The organism is Streptomyces longhuiensis, from assembly GCF_020616555.1.
Taxonomy (GTDB): Bacteria; Actinomycetota; Actinomycetes; order Streptomycetales; family Streptomycetaceae; genus Streptomyces; species Streptomyces longhuiensis.
In genome coordinates this window covers 2,543,017-2,564,296 of record NZ_CP085173.1, presented here as the reverse complement: position 1 = coordinate 2,564,296, position 21,280 = coordinate 2,543,017, and the positions used below count along the sequence as shown (strand labels likewise).

The 21,280-nt window shown below is 71.2% G+C and carries 10 protein-coding genes; 4 read left to right on the top strand and 6 right to left on the bottom strand.

Features of this window, described 5'->3' with window-relative positions:
* Positions 1-3: 3 nt before the first annotated feature.
* On the top strand, positions 4-1,260 hold the full coding sequence (locus LGI35_RS12025) for an MFS transporter (protein ID WP_227300275.1): 1,257 nt from the start codon (positions 4-6) through the stop codon (positions 1,258-1,260).
* Here LGI35_RS12025 and LGI35_RS12020 read toward each other — a convergent pair.
* The 5 genes from LGI35_RS12020 to LGI35_RS12000 form a co-directional block, all read right to left on the bottom strand.
* Complete coding sequence (locus LGI35_RS12020; RefSeq protein WP_227293864.1) at positions 1,257-4,550, bottom strand: ATP-binding protein; 3,294 nt, start codon at positions 4,548-4,550, stop codon at positions 1,257-1,259. The genes LGI35_RS12025 and LGI35_RS12020 overlap by 4 nt on opposite strands.
* A gap of 76 nt (positions 4,551-4,626) precedes the next feature.
* Positions 4,627-7,578 (bottom strand): FG-GAP-like repeat-containing protein, encoded by a 2,952-nt coding sequence (locus tag LGI35_RS12015; protein WP_227293863.1) that lies wholly within the window; start codon positions 7,576-7,578, stop codon positions 4,627-4,629.
* Positions 7,578-10,178, bottom strand: coding sequence for a S8 family serine peptidase (locus LGI35_RS12010; protein WP_264484671.1), 2,601 nt, complete (start codon positions 10,176-10,178; stop codon positions 7,578-7,580). Before LGI35_RS12010 ends, LGI35_RS12015 begins: the two co-directional genes overlap by 1 nt.
* A gap of 166 nt (positions 10,179-10,344) precedes the next feature.
* Positions 10,345-13,305, bottom strand: coding sequence for an FG-GAP repeat domain-containing protein (locus LGI35_RS12005; RefSeq protein ID WP_227293862.1), 2,961 nt, complete (start codon positions 13,303-13,305; stop codon positions 10,345-10,347).
* Positions 13,305-15,902 carry a S8 family serine peptidase gene (locus tag LGI35_RS12000; protein WP_227293861.1) on the bottom strand — a complete coding sequence of 866 codons (2,598 nt, stop codon included), beginning with the start codon at positions 15,900-15,902 and terminating at the stop codon, positions 13,305-13,307. The genes LGI35_RS12005 and LGI35_RS12000 overlap by 1 nt, the downstream gene beginning before the upstream one ends.
* 178 nt (positions 15,903-16,080) lie before the next feature.
* Here LGI35_RS12000 and LGI35_RS11995 point away from each other — a divergent pair, with 178 nt between their 5' ends.
* The 3 genes from LGI35_RS11995 (at position 16,081) to LGI35_RS11985 (ending at position 20,113) form a co-directional block, all read left to right on the top strand.
* Positions 16,081-17,469 carry an aldehyde dehydrogenase family protein gene (locus tag LGI35_RS11995; RefSeq protein WP_227293860.1) on the top strand — a complete coding sequence of 463 codons (1,389 nt, stop codon included), beginning with the start codon at positions 16,081-16,083 and terminating at the stop codon, positions 17,467-17,469.
* A 35-nt stretch (positions 17,470-17,504) separates the two neighbouring features.
* Positions 17,505-18,587 (top strand): Zn-dependent alcohol dehydrogenase, encoded by a 1,083-nt coding sequence (locus LGI35_RS11990; RefSeq protein ID WP_227293859.1) that lies wholly within the window; start codon positions 17,505-17,507, stop codon positions 18,585-18,587.
* A 197-nt stretch (positions 18,588-18,784) separates the two neighbouring features.
* Positions 18,785-20,113, top strand: coding sequence for an MFS transporter (locus tag LGI35_RS11985; protein ID WP_227293858.1), 1,329 nt, complete (start codon positions 18,785-18,787; stop codon positions 20,111-20,113).
* On the opposite strand, the gene LGI35_RS11980 is transcribed toward LGI35_RS11985, so the two are convergent.
* Positions 20,079-21,134: an urea transporter gene (locus LGI35_RS11980; protein ID WP_227293857.1), complete on the bottom strand. Its 1,056-nt coding sequence runs from the start codon at positions 21,132-21,134 to the stop codon at positions 20,079-20,081. The genes LGI35_RS11985 and LGI35_RS11980 overlap by 35 nt on opposite strands.
* Positions 21,135-21,280: the final 146 nt, after the last annotated feature.

The following is a 21,280-nucleotide window of genomic DNA, read 5'->3' as shown; positions in this document are numbered from 1 at the left end:
CTCATGACAGAGCCCGGCAGGAGGAGCTGGCTGCTCCGCCTCGTCATCGCCTTCAGCTTCGCGCAGGGGGCGGTGTCGATGGCGCGGCCGGCCGTCTCCTACCGGGCGCTCGCGCTCGGCGCGGACGAGCGCGCGATCGGTGTGATCGCGGGTGTGTACGCGCTTCTTCCGCTGTTCGCGGCCGTACCGCTCGGCCGGCGTACCGACCACGGCCGGTGCGCGCCCCTGCTGCCCGTCGGCGTCGTCCTGATCGCCGGCGGCTGCGCGCTCAGCGGCACGGCGGACTCGCTGATCGCGATGGCCGCGTGGAGCGGGGTGATGGGGCTCGGCCATCTGTCGTTCGTGATCGGCGCACAGTCGATCGTCGCCCGGCAGTCGGCTCCGGCCGAACAGGACCGCAACTTCGGTCACTTCACGATCGGCGCCTCCCTCGGCCAGCTGGTCGGGCCGATCGCCGCGGGCGCGCTCATCGGCGGGCCCGATCTGGGGGCCACGAGCGCGCTCGCGCTGCTCGTCGCGGCCGCCGTCGCCGCTGTCTCCTTCACCTCTCTGTGGCGCATCGAGCACCCTCGTACGACGACAGGCGCGGCCGCGTCCGCCGGGCCGCGTGTGCCGGTCGGCCGGATTCTGCGTACCCGGGGTGTGCCCGGCGGGATCTTCATCTCGCTCGCCGTGCTGTCCGCGACGGACATCCTCACGGCGTATCTGCCGGTCGTGGGCGAGCACCGGGGGATCGCGCCGTCCGTCGTCGGTCTGCTGCTGAGCCTGCGGGCGGCCGCCACGATTGCCTGCCGGCTCGTCATGACGCCGCTCATCGACTGGCTGGGCCGGGCCGCCCTGATCACGGCGACATGCCTGCTCGCCGCCGTGCTCTGCGCAGGTATCGCGCTGCCGGTCCCCGTGTGGGCCCTCGGCGTGATCCTGGTCCTGCTCGGCTTCTGCCTCGGGGTCGGCCAGCCGCTGTCGATGACGACGGTCGTGCAGGCCGCCCCTGCCGACGCCCGCTCCACGGCCCTGGCCCTGCGGCTGACCGGCAACCGCCTCGGCCAGGTCGCGGCCCCCGCGTCGGCGGGTCTGATCGCGGGCGTCGCGGGTACGGCGGCACCGTTCGTGATGCTCGGCGGGTTGTTGATGGTGGCGGCGGCGTTGGGATTTCGGGGGTCGGGGGGCAAGCGCCCCGAAGGGGCGCGGGGAACGGAGCGATCAGCCACGACGAGCCCCGCACCCGCGCACGATTCCCCGACCGACAAGGGCGCCTAGGCCCGCTGAAGACCCCGGGCCTGCTCGATCCGCCGAAGCCCCGCAGGGTAGGGCAGGGACCGCGCCAAGGCCCCCGCCTCGGCGAGTGCCGCCCGACCGGCCGCCCCCGGCAGGGCAACCGCGTGCACGACCCGCGCCTCCACCTCGGCGAGCCGCTCCCCGGTGCCCAGGGCCCGCTCCACCTCGGCGGCGGCGATCCGTCGCGCCGCCCCCCGGTCCCCGGCGAGGAGGCGCCCCCACGCGGCGAGGACCGGGGCCTCGTCGTCCGGCAGCAGCACGGCCACCTGCTCGGGTCGGCCCTGGAGCAGCGCCAGTTCGGCGCGCGCGGTACCCACCTCGAAGCGGGCCTGGCGGTCCCGGTGCGTGCCGGCCACCCGCTCGGCGCGGTCGAGCAGCGGGGCCGCCCGGTCCGGGGCACCGGCCCGCATCCGCACCCGGGCCAGCGCGGCCAGCGCATAGGGCAGCGACCATGCCTCGTCCGGGTCGGCGCCCGCCACCGCGGCCTCGGCCAGGTCGCGCGCGGCGTCGACCTCCTCCAGGAGCAGACGAAGTTCGGCCAGGTTCGCCCGCTCGAACGCGGCGGCCGTCGGATCGCCCGACTCCTCGGCCCGGTCGAGGGCCCGCAGCCCGGTGTCGACGGCCTCGCGCAGCCGCCCGCCGCGCCGCGCGTTCTCGCGCAGCACCGAGAGCACCGAGCCGAGCAGCGCGGAGTCCCCGTACGCCTCGGCGGGAGCGAACGCCAGGTCGGCCGCCTCACGGGCCTCGCCGAACCGGCCCGCGAGCGCCAGATTGGTGGCCTGCGTCGCGTGGCAGCGGGCCAGCAGCCCCTGGCCCGTCAGGCCGGGCACCCGGCGCGCGGGCGCCAGCGCCTGCCGGGCTGCCGCGTACCCCTCGGTGTAGTGCCCCTGGACGCTCAGCGCCACCGAAAGCGCGAGAAGGTGGGAGGCGGTCGGCTCGGGCCCGGTGTCCTCGGCCGGGGGATGCGTGTCCAGGATCTCCCGGCCCGACTCCGGGTCCTCGGCCTTGACGAGGGTCTCGGCGAGGCGGGCCGCCGCGAGCACCGTGTCGTCGTGGTCGCCGCGCCGCACGAACTCGGCGAGCGCGAGCCGCAGCACAGCGGCGGCCTCCGCGAAATGGCCCATGCGGCGCAGCACTTGGGCGTGCGCGAGCCGGGCCCGGGCGGCGTCCACGTCGAGCCGGGCCACGAGGTCGCGGTAGTAGCGGTCGGCGGTGTCGTTGGCGTAGACGGCGGCGGCCCGTTCGGCGGCGCGGCGCAGGTACTCGGCGGCACGCGGGTCGTCGGCCCGCGCGAAGTGCGAGGCGAGCGTGTCGACGGCGTCGGGCCGGCGGCGCAGCACGGTCTGCGCGAACGCGGCGTGCAGTTGCCGGCGGCGGACCGAACTCAGTCCCTCGTAACACGTCAGCCTGACGAGCGGATGCCGGAAGGCCAGGCCCGCCTCGGCCCGCCCGGCCACCACGACCTTGCGTTCCTCGACGAGCGCGGCGCTGATGGCGTCTTCGATGGCGTCGGCGGCGCTCGCCGCGTCGACAGCGGGCCGCAGCCCGTGCGCGGCGACGTCGAGCAGTTCGGTGAGCGCGGCCTCGCCGCCCCCGACGGCCAGCGCCTCCACGACGCGGCGGGTGTCCCGGCCGAGCCGACCGAGTCGCTCGCCCACCAACTCCCGTACTCCGTCAGGCGCTTCGTCGCCGACGGGACCTCTGGCGAGTTCGAGGGCGAACAGCGGGTTGCCGAGGGAGAGTTCCCACACCCTGCCGAACCGGTCGTCGGGACCGGGCGCGGCGTCGCGCACCACGGCCAGGCACGCCTCCCGGTCGAGCCGCCCCAACTCCTCGCGTCCGAGCAGCCGTTGACGGGTCAGCTGGGCGAGGGCGAGACGCCGCGCGTCGCCCTCGGGGACCTCCTCCTCGCGGTACGTCACCAGGAACCGCAGTGCCGTCCTCGTGGTGGCGGCCCGCCGTGCGAGATGGCTCAGCAGCTGGTACGAGCCCTCGTCGGCGGCGTGCAGATCGTCCAGGACCACCAGGAGGGGCCGGGCTGCGGCGAGTTCGCCGAGGAGCCCCGACGTGGCCCGGAACAGCCGGTCGCGTTCCTCCTCCGGACTGCGCCGCTCGCCGTCCCGCACTCGCCCCAACGACGGGAGGAACGCAGCCAGTTCGGGATACTCGGCGCCGACCCGGGCCCGCTCCCCGGCGTCCCGGTCGGCGAGCCAGCCGTCGAGGGCCTCGGCGAACGCCCCGTAGGGTGTGTGGCCTTCGGCGTCGTGTCCGCCGCCCCACAGCACCGCGGCCCCGGCCTCCGCGGCGCGCCGCGCGATCTCACCCGCGAGCCGGGTCTTGCCGACGCCCGCCTCCCCGCCCAGCAGAGTCACCGGCGGTCCGCCCGCGGTGAGCAGCCGGGCCAGGTGCTCGTCGCGGCCGCGGAGCGGCGTCCCTGCCGGGGCCCGCAGGGGTGCGGGCAGGGTCGGCCCGGCGGGCGCGGCGGCGGGCCCGGCGGTCAGCGCTTTCCGGTGCAGCCGCTCGGTCTCCGGCCCCGGGCGCACCCCGAGTTCGGCGTCGAGAGCGGCCCGGCACACGTGGTACTGGTGCACGGCCCGGCGGCGCAGACCCTGGCGCAGACAGGCGTCGATGACGATGCGGTGGGCGAGTTCCTCGGCGGGGCTGGCGGCGAGCACCTGCTCGGCCACGGCGACCGCCTCGGCGTGGGACCCCTGGGCCATGTGCGCGGCGGCGAGTGCGAGTTGCACCTCCTCGCGGAGGGCGACGAGGTGGTCGCGGCGGGCCTGCGCCCAGTTCGCGTAGCGGTCCTCGGGCAGCAGCTCGCCGGTGAACATCGTCAGGGCGGCGGCGAGGTCCCCGGCGTCCCCGGAGGCGAGCGCGGCCCGCGCCGCGGTCTCGGCCTCGTCGGCGTCGATGCGGACGGTGGCCGGATCGAGCCGCAGCAGGGCGCCGTCGGATATCAGGTACGAGGAACTGGCGCGCGGCGCGAGTTCGGGTTCCAGGGCGCGGCGCGCGGCGTGCAGGGCGACCCGCAGGCTGCCGGTCGCGGACTGCTGGTCGGCCTCCGGCCAGCAGATGTCCATCGCCTGCTCGCGGTGGAGCTGGTGGTCAGGCACGACGGCGAGCAGCTTGACCAGGGTCTGGGCGCTGGGCCGGGTCCAGCGTTCGGCGGGGGCCGGGCCGTTGTCGCGAGTCGCCGCGAAGCCGCCGAAAAGGTGCAGACGCAGCAGTGGAGTGGCTGAAATGGTGCGGTCCGTCTGCTGCGCGTTCATGAGGGCGCAACTGTAACCGAGCAGACTGGGAACCCCCTGGGTCAGGCCCAGGGGGTTCTCAGGTGTGCGGTGAAGGTCAGGACAGGGTGAACACCATGAGCTTGCGGATCGCGGTGTACGGCTGGGAGTAGCCGCCCTCTTCGAGTTCCGCCATGCGGTAGATGCCGACGTCGTCGAAGTTGAGCGAGACGATCTCGTCCGTGCCGTCGCCGTTGAGGTCACCGGAGACGTACTCGCGGCCGCCGAAGTTCTCGCCGTACGCGATCCGGGGGAGGGAGCCCGTGCTCATGCCGGCCGGGTCCAGCAGGTCGAAGCCGGTCTGGCCGGCGCCGATCAGGTAGCGCACGCCGTTCGGTCCGGTGACGAAGCCGCCGGTCTGGACGGCGCCGCTCCCGCTCGCGTGGTAGTCCTTGCCGTCGGCACCGAACAGGGTGACCCGGTTGGTGCCCACCATGTAGAGGCCCTCGGGGCCGGTGAACCAGTTGCCCAGGGTCCAGGCTCCGCCGGAGGCGGCGGAGTGCAGCACCTTGCCGGTGCGGCCGTCGCGGATCTCGATGACCGAGCTCATGTTGCCCGTGTTGTCCCGGATGAGCCAGGTCTCGGCGACCGCGTGGCCGTCGGCGTAGGGGATCTCCTTGGAGGCGAAAGCGGCGCCGCGCATCGCGGTGCCGAAGAGTTCCTTCGTGCCCTCGGGCTTCGGGTCCGCGTCCTCCCAGACGACCTTGCCGTTGGCGCCTTGCACGGCGACGGCTCCGGTCGGCTGCCCGCCGTGGGCGGCCCCGTTGGGGTCGGTGTGGTCGTACGCGAACGCGTTCCGGCTGCCGTACTGCCCGTAGACCTGACCTTCGACGACGCTGACGTCACCGAAGACGGTGTTCGCCGCCGGGGCGGTGTACGCCCACTTCTGGCGTCCCGTGCCGTCGTAGGCGCGGATCTTGTCCGTGGGGACGACGATCTCGTCCTTGCCGTCGTGGTTGAGGTCGCCGACGGCGAGCGACCACACGAACTGGCCCTGGCCGTCGATCGTGGTGCGGACCTTGCCGGTGGTGGAGTCGACGACGGCCGTCGCGTTGTCGGCCGCGACGACGATCTCGTCGGCGCCCTTGCCGTCGACATCGGCCTTGACGATCTTGTGGATCTGGCCGGGGACGGTGGTCTGCCACAACAGCTTCGTCTTGCCGGCGGCCATCGACGGGCCGTCGAAGGCGTACAGGCCCTGGGACTGGCCGCCGGCCACGATGTCCTTCTTGCCGTCGCCGTTGACGTCCATCAGGACGGCCGACCAGAGCTGGGACTGGATGGGCGTGAGCGAGTCCTGCTTGCCGCTGTCGAGCTTGTAGAGGTGGATGTTCTGGTCCGTGTCCACGGTGCGCAGCAGCTGGGTCCTGCCCCGGGTGAACGGCTGGGACCAGGCCTGCGAGGCGACCATGCCGCGCTTCTCCCACTTCACCGCGCCGTCGGTGCCCTTGAGCACGGAGATCCGGGCGAACCGGCCCCCGTGGGTGTTGACCGCGTAGTTGAAGTCCTGGTCGTCCTTGTAGTTGGCGACGAGGTTGCCGTCGACCGCCGTCAGGTTCCAGGCGGTGGCGCCGTCCTGGGAGTTGTCGGCGTCGCGCTTGACGGTGCGCTGCCACAGCACGGAGGCGTCGTTGCCGTTCAGCGCCCGGACCGTGTTGGCGTTCACCCACATGTTCTCGTCGAGGGTGTCCTCGCTGACCGAGTACTCCGGCTTCGAGTCGCCCTGGATGTCGCCGACCTCCAGGTCCATGGCGAAGACGTTGGTCCGCTTGTCCAGGGTGGTGCGCTTGCCGTCGGCGAGGTCGTAGCCGACGACCTCGTACCCGACGGCGTCGTTCACGTCGGACATCTCCAGCGCGACCAGCCGCTTGCGGGAGGCGTCCAGGTGGAGCTGGCGCGAGTAGAGCGTGTTCGTGGACTGCCACTTGACACCGCCGTCGTCTGTGTCCAGGACCAGGGTGTGACCGGCCGTGGTGTCGGCGAGGGAGGTCTTGCGCTTGTTCCAGGAGGCCGCGACCAGGCCGTCGCCCACAGGCTCCAGGCTCGACCAGGCGGCGCCCTTGAACAGGCCCGTGTCGTACGTCCACGAGCTCGCCTCGGTCAGCTTGCCGTCGGCGTGGTCGAAGCGGATGCCGGTCAGCGTGGAGGTCGAGCTGGTGGACGCGGAGGTGTTGTAGTACGGCGTGTCGGCGATCAGCAGCGTCTTGCCGACGAGCTTGATCTGGTTGGCGCTCGCGTACAGCTTGGACCACAGCGTCTTGCCCGTCGCCCCGTCGAGGACGGTCACGAAGGTGCCGGTGTGCAGGGTGCTGTCGCCGTGCTGGAACGGCCGGTAGGGGGAGGTGCCCAGGTCGGCGGTGAACACCAGGTCCGCCACGCCGTCGCCGGTCAGGTCGCCGCTGGTGTAGCCCTGGTCGGACGTCGGCGAGAAGGCGGTGACCGCGTTGAAGCCCATGATGATGCGGGCCGGGTACGGCTCCTTGGAGAAGCGCGGGGACAGGGCGGGGATGTCCCACTCGCTGTCGAAGGAGGCGTTGTCCCGCGTCCACATCTCCTTGCCGTCCGCGGAGCGCCGGGAGATGTTCCCGCCCGCGTGCAGGGTGAAGTAGTCGCCGTCGCTGCCCGTTACGGGCGTGGTGGCGGCCATGCCGGTCGCGCCCTCGGTGGAGCCCTTGGCGGTGACCGTCGTCGACGGGAGGGCATCCGTGCCCGCGGCCGTGGTGTCGGAACCCGCGGCATCGGAACCCGCGGTGCCCGAGTCGGCGGAACCAGGCGCCGTCCCCGTGACCTTGCCCGTATCGGAGGGCGTGGTGTCGTCGCCCGTCGCGGCGGCGTCACCGTAGGGGTCGAGCTGGAGGCGCTGGCTGAGCTTTTCGGCCTGAGAGTCGGTGAGGGAGAGCACGCCGTTGCCGTCGTCGGCGATGGCGACAGCCGGGGCCGCGCTGAGCGCGAGGCCCGCCGCGGCCAGGGCGGATGCGAGGCGCAGGCCTCGTCTGGAGGTCTTGTTCATCACGCGCCCTTAGGGGTGAAGCGGATCGCGGAGGAGTTCTGGAGCACGTTCTGGTTGTACGAGTACTGCAGGGCGTCGGTGCCCGCCTGGTTCTCGATGCCGATCGTGGCGCCCGCGCCCTTGTCGGCGACCGTCTGGTACTGGAAGGTGACCGACCCGGTGGCCTCGTCGAAGACGGCTTCGAAGGTGGTGCGGCCCGAAGTCCCGTTCGCGTAGGCGGCGTTGTTCCACACGATGGCGAACTTGCGGCTGCCCTTGGTGCCGGTGGTGGCGGTTTGCACGGAGGACTTGCTGTCGAGCGTCAGGTCGTCCCACAGCGGGGCGACGAAGCCCTTCACGCTGTTGTAACCGGTCGTCGGCAGCGTGGTGTTGCTGTAGTCGCCGACGCGCGGGGACAGGAAGTTGACCAGACCGTTGGTGTTGACGGAGGCGGAGGTGTACGAGACGCCGTACAGGCTCACCGAGAAGGGCAGCGCGACCGTGGCGGCGTCCTCGTCACCGGACAGAGCGACCTTGCTGGAGCCCTTGATCCACGCATAGGTGGCCGGGGCGCAGGAGTTGCCCGAGTTATCGGCACGGTTGGGGACCTGGACGGTCTTGGTCAGGTCGCCGGAGCCGACGGTGGCGGTGCCGTTGTACACGCCGTTGCACAGAACCGGGGCGGCCGGCTTGACATTGAGGCTGTAGGAGCCCTCGGCGACCTTGGCGAAGGAGTACTGGCCCTTGGCGTCGGTGGTGACGGCGGCCAGCGGTGTGCCGGTCAGCTCGACCTTCGCACCCGAGAGGGCCTTGCCGGTGACGTCGAGGACGGTGCCGGAGACCTTGTGCGAGGCCGTAGCGGTCAGCGCCATGTCCTGCGTGAAGGCCTGGCTCGTGGTGAGGGTGACACCGGTCGCCGAGCCGCTCGCGTAGCCGTAGCCGCCGAACGTGAAGTCGTAGGTGCCGGCGACCAGCGTCAGCCGGTAGGTGCCGTCCGCCGCAGTGGTGACGGTGCGGACCGAGCCGTCGGCCGCGGTGGCCTTGACGGTGATGCCGGACAGGGCGGCGCCGGTCGCCTTGTCGGTGAGCTTGCCGGTGACATCGGCCGCGGTGTGCGGGGCCTTGTCGATGGAGGAGAGGATGTCGAGCTTGCCGTTGCCCCAGACGTTGTTGGCGTCGGCGGTGCCGCCGCAGTGGGTGTCGTCGACGTCACGCGCGCCCTCGTTGAGGAGCTTCTGGGTCTCGTCGATGTTGCCGATCAGCGAGGGGGCCGCCGACCACAGCATGGCCACGGCACCGGCGACGTGCGGGGTCGCCATCGACGTACCCGAGATCGTGTTGTACGACGAACCCGGCCAGGCGGACTTCACGGCGGTGCCCGGCGCCGTGATGTTCGGCTTCATCGAGCCGTCGATCGGGGAGGGGCCGAAGCTGGAGAAGCTGGAGATCTTGCCGGCGGAGTCGTAGGCACCCACGCCGTAGGAGTCGGCCTGCGAGCCCGGCGGGTGGGTCGTCGAACAGGTCGAGCCGTTGCCCTCGTTGCCAGCCGCGAACGCCTCGAAGATGCCGGCGGCGTCCCAGGCGGCGATGATGTCCTGGTAGAAGGGGGCGACGCCCTGGGGGTCGCCCCAGGAGTTGTTGACGATGTTCGGGGCGAGGTCCGGGCGCGGGTTCTGACCGTTGTGGTCGGTCGGCGCGAGGATCCACTGACCGGCGGCGAGCAGGTCGTCGTCGTAGCACGCGGCGGAGGACTCACAGCCCTTGGCGGCGATCCACTTCGCGTTCGGCGCGACACCGATGCCGTTCTTGCCGACCATCGTGCCCATGGTGTGGGTGCCGTGGCCGCTGTTGTCGCACGGGGTGGTGCTGGTGGCGCAAGTCCCCGACGGGTCATAGAAGTTGTAGTCGTTCGTGAAGGTGCCGTCGCCGTTGTTGCCGCGGTAGTTGGCGACGAGGTCCGGGTGGTCGTACTGCACACCCGAGTCGACGCTGGCGACGACGATGCCCTCGCCCCGGTCCTTGTACTGGTCCCACACCTGATCGGCCTTGACGTCGGCGACGCCCCACTCGGGCGTCTCGGCACTGTCGGCGGACGCGTCGGAACTCGCCGACGCGGTACGGGACTTGGTGACCTTCTTGCCGGAGGTCTCCATGTCGTCGAGCTTGAACGAATGCTGCTTGACGATCGACTTCACGTCTGAGCGCTTCGCGAGCTCCTCGACGAGGGCCTGGTCGCCGGTGACCTGGATCGTGTTGGCGATCCAGTAGTCCTTGTGGCCGACCTTCTTCTTGTCGAGGAAGGAGCGCAGTGAGGCCTGGGTGTCGTCGGCGTGCTCGCGCAGTTCCTTGTAGGCGGCCGTGGCCTTCTTGGCGTGCGTCTTCTGCTTCTTGGCGCCGGACAGATCGGCCTCGTCCTTCAGGGTGATGAAGAACGTCGCGTCACCGCCCTTGGCGACGGCGCTGCTCAGCGCAGAGTCGATCTTCGCGGCGGCGGCGGTGTCGGCCGCGGACGGGGTGTCGGCGGCGACGGCCGGCATGACGCCGGCGGCCAGTGCGGTCGCGGTGAACGCGGCTGCCGCCCATACGGCGGTTCTGCGCCGTGGCGGTCGGGGCAGGTGCATCGGGGTGTGCTCCTCCAGCTCGGGACGAGATCGCGTGCACGCTAGGGAGCCGCCGTTACTGTGGAATTACTGAGGAGGCGACGGGGACGCGAGAGTGGTTCGTCGCCACGGTGAACAGAACAACCCCCTGGGCGAGGCCCAGGGGGTTGTGTCCGTAACGCTCAGTTCACGACAGCTCGTACGTCGTCACCTGGTGGATGGCGTAGCTGCCCGAGTAGTACCCGCCGCCGAACTCACCGACGAGACGGTCGCGGCCGCCGAGGTCGTCGTTGAGGGTCAGCATTTCGTCGACGCCGTCCCCGTCGAGGTCGCCCGCGAAGTAGTTGTGGGCGCCCATGAGGACGGGGATCTGACCGACGGACGGGGCCCAGGAGTCCTCGGACTCAAGGATGCTCGGGTCCCACACGTACATGCCGCCGTCCACACCGGCGCCCAGCAGCAGACGCCCGCCGGGTCCGTTCACGAAGCCGCCGCCGTACGACATCGGCGAGACGAACTGCTCGATGTCGTCGCCGTTGGCGCGGAACCGCCGGAACGAGGCGACGCCGCCCTCGTACAGCGCTCCGTCCTTGGCGAAGAAGCTGTTGTGCGTCCACAGACCGCCGGAGAGCGAGGTGTCCAGCACCTCGCCGGTGCGGCCGTCGCGGATCTCGAACATCTCCTGCGTGCTGATCATGGTGGTGCCGGCGACGGTGAGCGGCGCGTCGACGTTCCACAGGTAGACCACCGCGTGCCCGTCGGCGTACGGGATCTCCTTGGAGGCGAAGACGCCCTGGTTCGGAGTGAGGGTACGGATCGCGCTGGTCGCTTCGGCCGGGGCCTTCGGCGCGGCCGACCAGTTGGTGGCGCCGGTCTTGGCGTTCAGCGCGACCGCGCTCGTCACGGGCGTGGCCATGTCGACCGCGCCGGCGCTGGCGTACGAGGCGTACACCTGGCCGTCGTTCGCCGACGGGTCGGCGAACTGCACGTCGCCCGCGGACGCGGGGGCGTTGTACGTCCAGGCGGCGCGGCCGTTGCCGTGGTAGGCGCGCAGTGCGTCGGTCGGGACGAGGATGTCCTGCTTGCCGTCGCCGTCGAGGTCGGCCAGGGTCGCCGTGCGGACGTACTGGCCGCCGCCGTCGATCGTGGCGAGCGTCTTGCCGGTCGCGCCGTTGAGGACGACCGTCGCGGTGTCGGCCGCGACGACGATCTCGGGCTTGCCGTCGCCGTTGACGTCACCGGTCTCGATGTCGTGGACCGCGCCGGGCAGGGTCGCCTGCCACAGCTTCTCGGGCTTGGCGCCGTTCACGAGGGACGGTCCCGAGTACGCCCACAGGCCGTTCGACGAGCCGCCCATGATCAGGTCGTTCTTGCCGTCCTTGTTCAGGTCGGCGCTCGTGGCGTGGGAGATGTCGCCCTGCAGCGGCGTGACGTTCTCCGCCTTGCCGCTCGCCAGCTTGAACGTGCGGATGTTCTCCGCCGGGTCGACCACGCGCAGGTGCGTGCCCTTGGTGTCGCTGTAGATGTCCTGGTACATCGCCGTGCCGGCGACGCCCTTGGACTGCCAGGCGACATCGCCCTTGCCGGTGAACACGGTCAGCGACGCGTAGCGGGTGCCGCCCCGGTTCTCGGGGTCGTTGTACGCGTCGTTGTCCTGGCCGGTCATGATCAGCTTGCCGTCGGCCACCGACAGACCGAAGGTGTTGGGTCCGTTGTCGCCGTCGTCGGCCTTCCGCTTGGTGGAGTTCGCCCACCGGAGCGTGTCCGCGCTGTCGCCGCTCACGACACGGACGGTGCTGGCGTTGACGGAGAAGTTCTCGTCGAACGACGACTCCGAGACCGCGTACTCGTCGCCCGCCTTGCCGCCGAGGTCACCGACCGCCAGAGCGGTGGGGACCACGTTGTCCCGGCTCTGCAGGGTGGCGCGGTGACCGGTCGCCAGGTCGTACGAGGCGACCTCGTAGTGCACACCGTCCGCGGCGTCCGACTGCTCGACCGCGACGATCCGCTTGCGGCCCGCGTCCAGACGCATCTTGCGGTTGTACAGCGTGCTGTCGGTCTGCCAGGTGATCGAGCCGTCGGCGGCGTCGAGCACGAGCGTGCGGCCGCGGCCGTCGACACCGTCGGCCTTGCTCAGGTTCCAGGAGACGGCGATCTTGCCCTTGCCGAGCTCCTGGATGTCGCCCCAGTTGGCGGCCCGGGCTTCCTTGGTGTCGTACGTCCACGTGGAGGCCGGGGTCAGCTTGCCGTCCGAGCCGGCCGTGAAGCGCGTGCCCGTCAGGGTGGCCGTCGCGTCGGCCGGGACCTTCGCGTCGCTGCTCATCCGGGGCGCGTCGGCGATCAGCAGGGTGCCGTCGACGATCTTCACCATGGAGGCGTGGTTGTACAGCTTCGACCAGACCGTGGTGCCGGTCTTCCCGTCGAGCACCGTCACGAACGTGCCGGAGTTGAGCGTCGAGCCGGGGGAGGTGAAGGCGCGCGGGTACGGGGTGGTGCCGACCTGCGCCGAGAACACCAGGTCCGGGACGCCGTCGCCGGTCAGGTCGCCGGCCGAGTAGCCGGAGTCCGAGTTGGGCGAGAACGGCGAGACCGCGTTGTAGCCCATGAGGATCTGCGCCGGGTACGGCTCGACCCGCCACACCTGGAGCGGCTTGACCTGCCAGTCCGGGTAGAACGAGCTGCTGTCGCGGGTCCACTTCTGGCTGCCGTCCGCGGCGTGGAGCTGTACGTAGCCCATGCTGTTGACGGAGTAGTAGTCGCCGTTCTTGCCGGCCGGGACCGTGGCACCCATGCCGCGCACGCCTTCCAGCGTGGACTTCGCGGTCATGGTGACCTTGGTGGTCGGGTCGACGGCGGTGGACGTGTCGGTCGGCGCCGCGTCACTGCCGGAGTCGGTGGCCGAGTCCGAGCCGGAGGCCGTCGGGGCGGAGTTGTCGCCCGTTGCCTTGCCGGCGGTGGCCTCGGCGGAGACCCACGGGTCGAGCGTGACGTTGGCGGCCAGCTTCTTCGCCTCGGTGCTGGTCAGCTTCATCGCCGAACCGCTGTCGCCGTCTGCGGCCAGGGCCTGCGGGGCGGCGCTGAGGCACAGTCCCGCCGCGACCAGGGCGGAGGCGAGCTGCAGGCCTCTCCGCGAGTGGTGGACTCTCATCACTTGGCTCCCTGCGTGAAGCGGACGGCGGTGCCGTCGGCGATCACGGACTGGTTGTAGGAGTACTGCAGGGCGTCGGTACCGGCCTGGTTCTCGATGCCGATCGTGGCGCCCGCGCCCTTGTCCGCGACCGACTTGTACTGCAGGGTCACGGCGCCGGTGGCCTCGTCGAAGACGACCTCGAAGGTGGCGCGGCCCGTGGTGCCGTTGGCGTAGGCGGCGTTGTTCCACACGATGGCGAACTTGCGGCTGCCGGTGGTGCCGGTGGTGGCGGTCTGCACGGAGGACTTCTTGTCGAGCGTCAGGTCGTCCCACAGCGGGGCGATGAAGCCCTGCACGCTGTTGTAACCGGAGGTCGGCAGCGTGGTGTTGCTGTAGTCGCCGACGCGCGAGGACAGGAAGTTGACCAGACCGTCGGAGGTGACCGAGGCCGAGGTGTAGGAGACGCCGTAGTGCTTCACCGGGAAGGGCAGCGCGACCGAGGCGGATTCCTCGTCACCAGTCAGGTTGACCTTCTTGGAGCCCGGGATCCAGGAGTAGGCGGCAGGGGCGCAGGTGTTTCCGGCGCTGTCCTTGCGGTTGGGGAGCTGGACGTTCTTGGTCAGATCGCCGGAGGCGACGGTCGTGGCGCCGGAGTAGGTGCCGTTGCACAGGACCGGGGCGGCAGGCGTCACGTTCAGGGTGTAGGAGCCCTCGGAGACCTGGGCGAAGCTGTACGCGCCCTTGGCGTCGGTGGTGACGGTGGGCAGCGGCGAACCGTTCACCTCGACCTTCGCCCCGGCAAGAGCCTTGCCGGTGACGTCGAGGACGGTGCCGGAGACCTTGTGCGAGGGAACCGCGTTCAGCGCGATGTCCTGGGTGAAGGCCTGCTGGGCGTCGACCGTGACATCGGTCGCCGCGCCGTTCGCGTAGCCGTACACGCTGAAGCCGAAGGAGTACGTGCCCGGGTTCAGCGGCAGACGGTAGGTGCCGTCCGCGGCGGTGGTGACGGTCCGGACCGCGCCGGCGGCGCCGGTGACCGTGACCTTGACGTTCGCCAGGGCCGCGCCGGTCGCCTTGTCGGTGACCTTGCCGGTGACGGTGGCCGCGGTGTGCGGGGCCTTGTCGACGGAGGAGAGGATGTCGAGCTTGCCGTTGCCCCAGACGTTGTTCATGTCGGCGGTGCCACCGCAGTGGGTGTCGTCGACGTCACGCGCGCCCTCGTTGAGCAGCTTGCGGGTCTCGTCGATCTTGCCGATCAGTGAGGGGGCCGCCGACCACAGCAGCGCGACGGAGCCCGCGACGTGCGGGGTCGCCATCGACGTACCGCTGATGGTGTTGTACGCCGAACCGGGCCACGCGGACTCGACCGCTTCGCCCGGAGCGGAGATGTTCGGCTTCGCCGAGCCGTCGACCCGAGAAGGGCCGAAGCCGGAGAACTTGGAGATCGAGCCGGACGAGTTGTAGGCGCCGACACCGTAGGAGTCGGCCTGCGCGCCGGGCGGGTCGGTCGTCGAGCAGGTCACACCGTCACCGGAGTTGCCGGCCGCGAACGCCTCGAAGATGCCCGCGGCGTCCCAGGCGGCGAGGATGTCCTGGTAGAACGCGTTGGTGCCGCCGGTCTCGCCCCAGGAGTTGTTGACGATGTTCGGGGCGAGGTCGGGACGCGGGTTCTGGCCGTTGTGGTCGGTCGGCGCGAGGATCCACTGGCCGGCCGCGAGGAGGTTGCTGTCCGAGCAGGATTCTTCGGTCTCGCAGCCCTTGGCGGCGATCCACTTGGCGTTCGGCGCGACGCCGATGCCGTTCTTGCCGACCATCGTGCCCATGGTGTGGGTGCCGTGGCCCGCGTTGTCGCACGGGGTGCTGCTGGTGGCGCACATGCCCGACGGGTCGTAGAAGTTGTAGTCGTTCGTGAAGGTGCCGTCGCCGTTGTTGCCGCGGTAGTTGGCGACGAGGTCCGGGTGGTCGTACTGCACACCCGAGTCGACGCTGGCGACGACGATGCCCTCGCCCCGGTCCTTGTACTGGTCCCACACCTGGTCGGCCTTGACGTCCGAGACGCCCCACGTGGGCATCTCGTCACCGCTGGCGGCCGTCGCCGGCTTCGCCGAGGTGGTGCGCGACGCCGAGACGTTCTTGTCCGAGGTCTCCATGGAGTCGGGCTTGAACGACCGCGCCTTGACGACCGATGCCACGTCCGAGCGCTTCGCGAGCTCGTCGACGAGGGCCTGGTCACCGGTGATCTGGATCGCGTTGGCGATCCAGTAGTCCTTGTGGCCGACCTTCTTCTTGTCGAGGAAGGACTTCAGCGACGCCTGGCTGTCGGTGGCGGTGGCGCGCAGTTCCTTGTACGTGGCCGTGGCCGCCTTCGCGTGCGTCTTCTGCTTCTTGGCGCCGGACAGGTCCGCCTGGGCCTTGAGAATGACGTAGAACTTCGCGTCACCGCCCTTGGCGACGGCGCTGCTCAGCGCCGAGTCGATCTTCGCGGCGGCGGTGTCGGCCGCGGACGGGGTGTCGGCGGCGACGGCCGGCATGACGCCGGCGGCCAGGGCGGTCGCGGTGAACGCGGCCGCCGCCCATGCGGCGGATCTGCGCCGGGGCGGACGGGGCAGGTGCATCGGGTGTGCTCCTCCGGGAACGGTACGGGGAGTTCGCACGCTAGAAAGCCGCCGTTACTGAGGAATTACTGGCGGCGTGACGGGGGTCTCTGGCCAGTCCCTGGCGCCCGAAAACTAACGCCGCTAGTTTGGGCGCACGACGACCAGTAGTGCACGCGCGGTACCGGGAGGAACAGCCATGAAGGCCCATGACGGGATGTACATCGGCGGCGAGTGGCGGGTCGCCGCCGGCGCGGACACGATCGCGGTGGTCAATCCCGCGGACGAGCAGGTCATCGCCCATGTGCCGGCGGGCATCGCCGAGGACGTCGACGCCGCCGTGTTCGCGGCCCACGAGGCGTTCCCCGCATGGGCCGCGACCCCGCCCGCCGAACGCGCCGCGAAGATCGCCGCACTGCGCGACGTCCTCGTCGCCCGCAAGGACGAGATCGCCGAGACCGTCACCGCCGAACTCGGCGCGCCCCTGCAGTTCTCGCAGATGGTGCACGCGGGCGTACCGGTCCTGGTGGCCGGTTCCTACGCCGAGCTCGCCGCCTCGTACCCCTTCGAGGAGAAGGTCGGCAACTCCACCGTCTACGCCGAGCCGGTCGGCGTCGTCGGCGCGATCACGCCCTGGAACTACCCGCTGCACCAGATCGTCGCGAAGGTCGCCCCGGCGCTGGCCGCGGGCTGCACGGTCGTACTCAAGCCGGCCGAGGACACCCCGCTGACCGCCCAGCTGTTCGCCGAGGCGATCGACGAGGCGGGCATCCCGGCGGGCGTCTTCAACCTGGTCACCGGCCTCGGCACGGTCGCGGGCCAGGCCCTGGCCGAGCACGAGGGCGTGGACCTGGTCTCCTTCACGGGGTCGACGGCGGTCGGCCGCCAGATCGGCGCGACGGCGGGCGCGGCCGTCAAGCGGGTGGCGCTGGAGCTGGGCGGCAAGTCGGCGAACGTGATCCTGCCGAGCGCGGACCTGGCGAAGGCCGTGAACGTCGGCATCGCGAACGTCATGGGCAACTCCGGCCAGACGTGCAGCGCCTGGACCCGCATGCTCGTCCACACCTCCCAGTACGACGAGGCCGTGGAGCTCGCGGGCGCCGCCGCCGCCAAGTACGGCGACCGCATCGGCCCGCTCGTCAACGCCAAGCAGCAGGCGCGGGTGCGCGGCTACATCGAGAAGGGTGTCGAGGAGGGCGCGCGCCTCGTCGTCGGCGGCACCGAGACCCCGCACGAGAAGGGCTACTTCGTCGCCCCGACCGTCTTCGCCGACGTCACGCCCGAGATGACCATCGCGCAGGAGGAGATCTTCGGCCCGGTCGTCTCGCTCATCCGCTACGAGGACGAGGACGACGCCGTCCGGATTGCCAACGGCACCGTGTACGGGCTCGCGGGCGCGGTCTGGGCGGGCGACGAGGCGGAGGCCGTCGCCTTCGCGCGCCGCATGGACACCGGCCAGGTCGACATCAACGGCGGGCGCTTCAACCCCCTCGCCCCGTTCGGCGGCTACAAGCAGTCGGGCGTCGGACGCGAGCTCGGCTCGCACGGCCTGACCGAGTACCTCCAGACCAAGTCCCTCCAGTTCTGAGACGTAGAAGACGAGTTCAGGGAGTTCGCGCCATCATGGTTCGCGCCGCAGTACTGCCCGCCGTCGGCTCCCCGCTGGAGATCGCCGACATCGACCTGCCCGAGCCGGGGCCCGGACAGGTCCGCGTCAAGCTCGCCGCCGCCGGGGTCTGCCACTCCGACCTGTCGCTGACCAACGGCACCATGCGCGTGCCGGTCCCCGCCGTCCTCGGCCACGAGGGAGCGGGCACCGTCGTCTCCGTCGGCGAGGGCGTCACGCACGTCGCGCCCGGCGACGGTGTCGTCCTCAACTGGGCGCCCGCGTGCGGAAAGTGCCATGCCTGCTCACTTGGTGAGGTGTGGCTGTGCGCCGACGCCCTCACCGGCGCCGGCTCCGTGTACGCCCGCCGCTCCGACGACGGCAGCGACCTCCACCCCGGTCTGAACGTCGCCGCGTTCGCCGAGGAGACGGTGGTCGCCGCGAACTGCGTCCTGCGCGCCCCCGAAGGCGTTCCCCTCGCCGACGCGGCCCTCCTCGGCTGCGCCGTCCTGACCGGATACGGCGCCGTGCACCACTCGGCGCGGGTCCGCGAGGGCGAGACGGTCGCCGTGTTCGGCGTCGGCGGGGTCGGCCTCGCCACGCTCCAGGCGGCCCGTATCGCCGGCGCCTCGAAGATCATCGCCGTGGACGTCTCCCCGGAGAAGGAGGAACTGGCCCGCAGGGCCGGCGCCACCGACTACGTCGTGGCCTCCGAGACCACCGCACGCGAGATCCGCGGCCTCACCGGCAAGCAGGGGGTGGACGTCGCGGTCGAGTGCGTGGGGCGCGCCGTGACGATCCGTACCGCGTGGGAGTCCACGCGGCGAGGCGGCCGCACCACGGTCGTCGGCATCGGCGGCAAGGACCAGCAGGTCACCTTCAACGCCCTGGAGCTCTTCCACTTCGGCCGCACGCTCTCCGGCTGCGTCTACGGCAACTCCGACCCTGCGAAGGACCTCCCGGTCCTGGCCGAGCACATCCGCGCGGGCCGCCTCGACCTGAGCGCGCTCGTCACCGAACACATCGCCCTCGACGGGATCCCCGCCGCCTTCGACAACATGGTCGCGGGCAAGGGCGGACGGGCGCTGGTCGTCTTCTAGGCCAGCGGCTCCCCTGACCCCGGACGTCTTGTGCGGCCGGGGTCAGAGGGCTGCCCACGTGAAGCACGCGCTTTCCCATGTCCAGGCAAAAACTGCCGCTGCGCAACCCGTTGACCCGCGTACCGTCCGGTCAGTATGTTCCCGGGACCGCGGCGCCGCGGACCGTCCCCTCCCCGCAGTCACCGGAGTGTGCACGCATGGACACGGCACCATCCGCTCGCCCCGCAGCCACCGCTTCCCCCGAAGCCGAGACCCGTGCCCGACGAAAGGTCGCCACCGCCGCCGCGCTCGCCTCGGCCGTCGAGTGGTACGACTACTTCGTCTTCGGCATCGCGGCCGCCCTCGTGCTCGGCGACCTCTACTTCCCCTCCGGCAGCTCGTCGGCGGGCGTGCTCGCCGCCTTCGCGACCTTCGCCGTGGGCTTCCTGGCCCGCCCGCTCGGCGGGGTCATCGCCGGCCAGCTCGGCGACAAGCGCGGCCGCAAGCCCATGCTGGTCCTCGCCCTGACCCTGATGGGCCTCGCCACCACGGGCATCGGCCTGCTCCCCACGTACGACACGATCGGCGTGGCCGCGCCGATCCTCCTCGTCGCCCTGCGGGTCGTGCAGGGCCTCGCCGTCGGCGCCCAGTGGGGCGGCGCGATGCTGATGGCCACCGAGTACGCCCCCGAGGGCAAGCGCGGCCTCTACGGCAGCCTCGTCCAACTCGGCGTCCCCATCGGCGTGGTGACCGCCAACACCGTCTTCCTCGTCGCCGGCGCCCTCACCAGCGACAGCGCCTTCACCGCGTGGGGCTGGCGGCTCCCGTTCCTCGTGGGTCTGCTCGTCCTGGCGCTGGCCTGGTACATCCACGCCAAGGTCGAGGAGACGCCCGAGTTCAAGGCGGCGGAGGCGGAACTGGCGAAGGCGGAGGCGGACCGCTCCCGCTCCCCGCTGCGCAGGATCCTGCGCGAGCACCTCGGCACGGTCTTCCTCGCGGGCGGCTCCTTCGCCGTGAACACCGCGACGTTCTACATCATCATCACGGGAGTCCTCGACTACACGACCCGTGAACTCGGCATGAAGCGCGAGGCCGTCCTGACCGTCTCGCTCTGCATCAGCCTCACCCAGCTCGCCCTGATCCCCGCGTCTGCGGTCCTCTCCGACCGCATCGGACGCCTGCGGATCTACGCACTGGGCGCGGCGGGCCTCGTCGTGTGGGCCGTGCCGATGTTCCTGCTCATCGACACGGGCTCACTGCTCTGGCTGGCCGTCGGCACCTTCGTCACCAGCTGCTTCCTGAGCATCATGTACGGGCCCCAGGCCGCACTGTTCGCCGAGCTGTTCACCGCCGAGATGCGCTACACGGGAGCCTCGCTCGGCTACCAGATCGCGGCCGTGTTCGGCGGCGGACTCGCGCCGTTCGTGATGGTGCTGCTCCTGGAGGCGACCGGCACGTCGATGGCCGTCTCCGGCTACATCATCGGGCTCGGCGTGATCGCGCTGATCTCCATCAAGGTGCTTGCGGGGCGGGCGGCTGCGCGCTGAGCGCCCCCGCCGTCGTCGGCTCCGGCACCGCGGGTGCCGGAGCCGACGTACGCAGCCCGGGGAAGGAGCGGGCCGCCGCCAGGAAGGCGAACGTCGTCAGGAGGAACGGCCAGGTGAACGTGTGTCCGCCGGACGGCGCGAACAGCGCGGCCATGGCCGGCGTCGCGGCCGTCGCGGTGAACGCGCCCACCGCGGCGTACCCCAGAGTGCGTGGGCCCGCCTCCAGGAACACCCCGCACAGGGCCAGCGCCACGAGGATCGCGTTGTAGCCCATGGTCCCGTCGGCGATCCGGGCGACGGGAGCGCCGAGCGCCCACGCGGAGAGGATCCCGGCGAGGCTGCCCACGCACGCCACGGCGGCGGCCCGGCGGCTCGCGACGAGGAGCGCGGCGAGCACCAGCGCGCCGACGTACCACTGCGGCATGAAGAAGATCTCGGCGAAGCCGGCGAAGAACCCGTGCCACAGGTCGGAGAAGCCGAGCGAGGTCGGTCCCGTCGCCGCGCTCGTGAGGGCGGCGAGTCCCTCGCCGTGGTGCCAGATTCGCGCGAACCCCGGCGCGGCGGTGGTCATCGCGGTCGCGAGGAGGCAGTAGGGGAGCGTCAGCGACGGCAGGTGCCACACGCCGAGCAGATTGACGACGGCCGCGGTGACGACGGTGACGACGACGCAGCCGACCGCCGCGAGCAGCGCGGTCGACAGATGGTCGGCGCCCAGGAACACCGCGAAACACAGCGCCGTCAGACAGGCGTTGAACCCTTCGAGGCCCGTCGAGACGCGCTCGCGGTCCGCGCCTAGCAGCCGCGAGGTGGCCGTGCCGAGCGCCGTTCCGGCGATCGCGTAGAGCCCGTACTCCCACCCCGCCGCGAACAGCGCCACGGTGAGCAGCGCACCGGCGGGGACGCTGGACAGGAAGACGACCTGACCCTGCCCGCGCAGGACCTCGACGCCGTACTGCCTACAACCCGCGCCCCGATCAAGGGGTGATTTGCCAGGAGTTGGGCCGTTCTTGGCCTGCAGCATCCCGTGCTCCCGTGTTACGTCCCTGTTTCGCCGAGCAGAACGGACGCACTTTACAGACATCCCCTGAAGTCCGGAAGAAGGGGCCTATCGCGGCAGGAAGCCCCTTCCCGGTTTGCGCGGCGTGGCTGCCTCGATCCCCAGGGCCG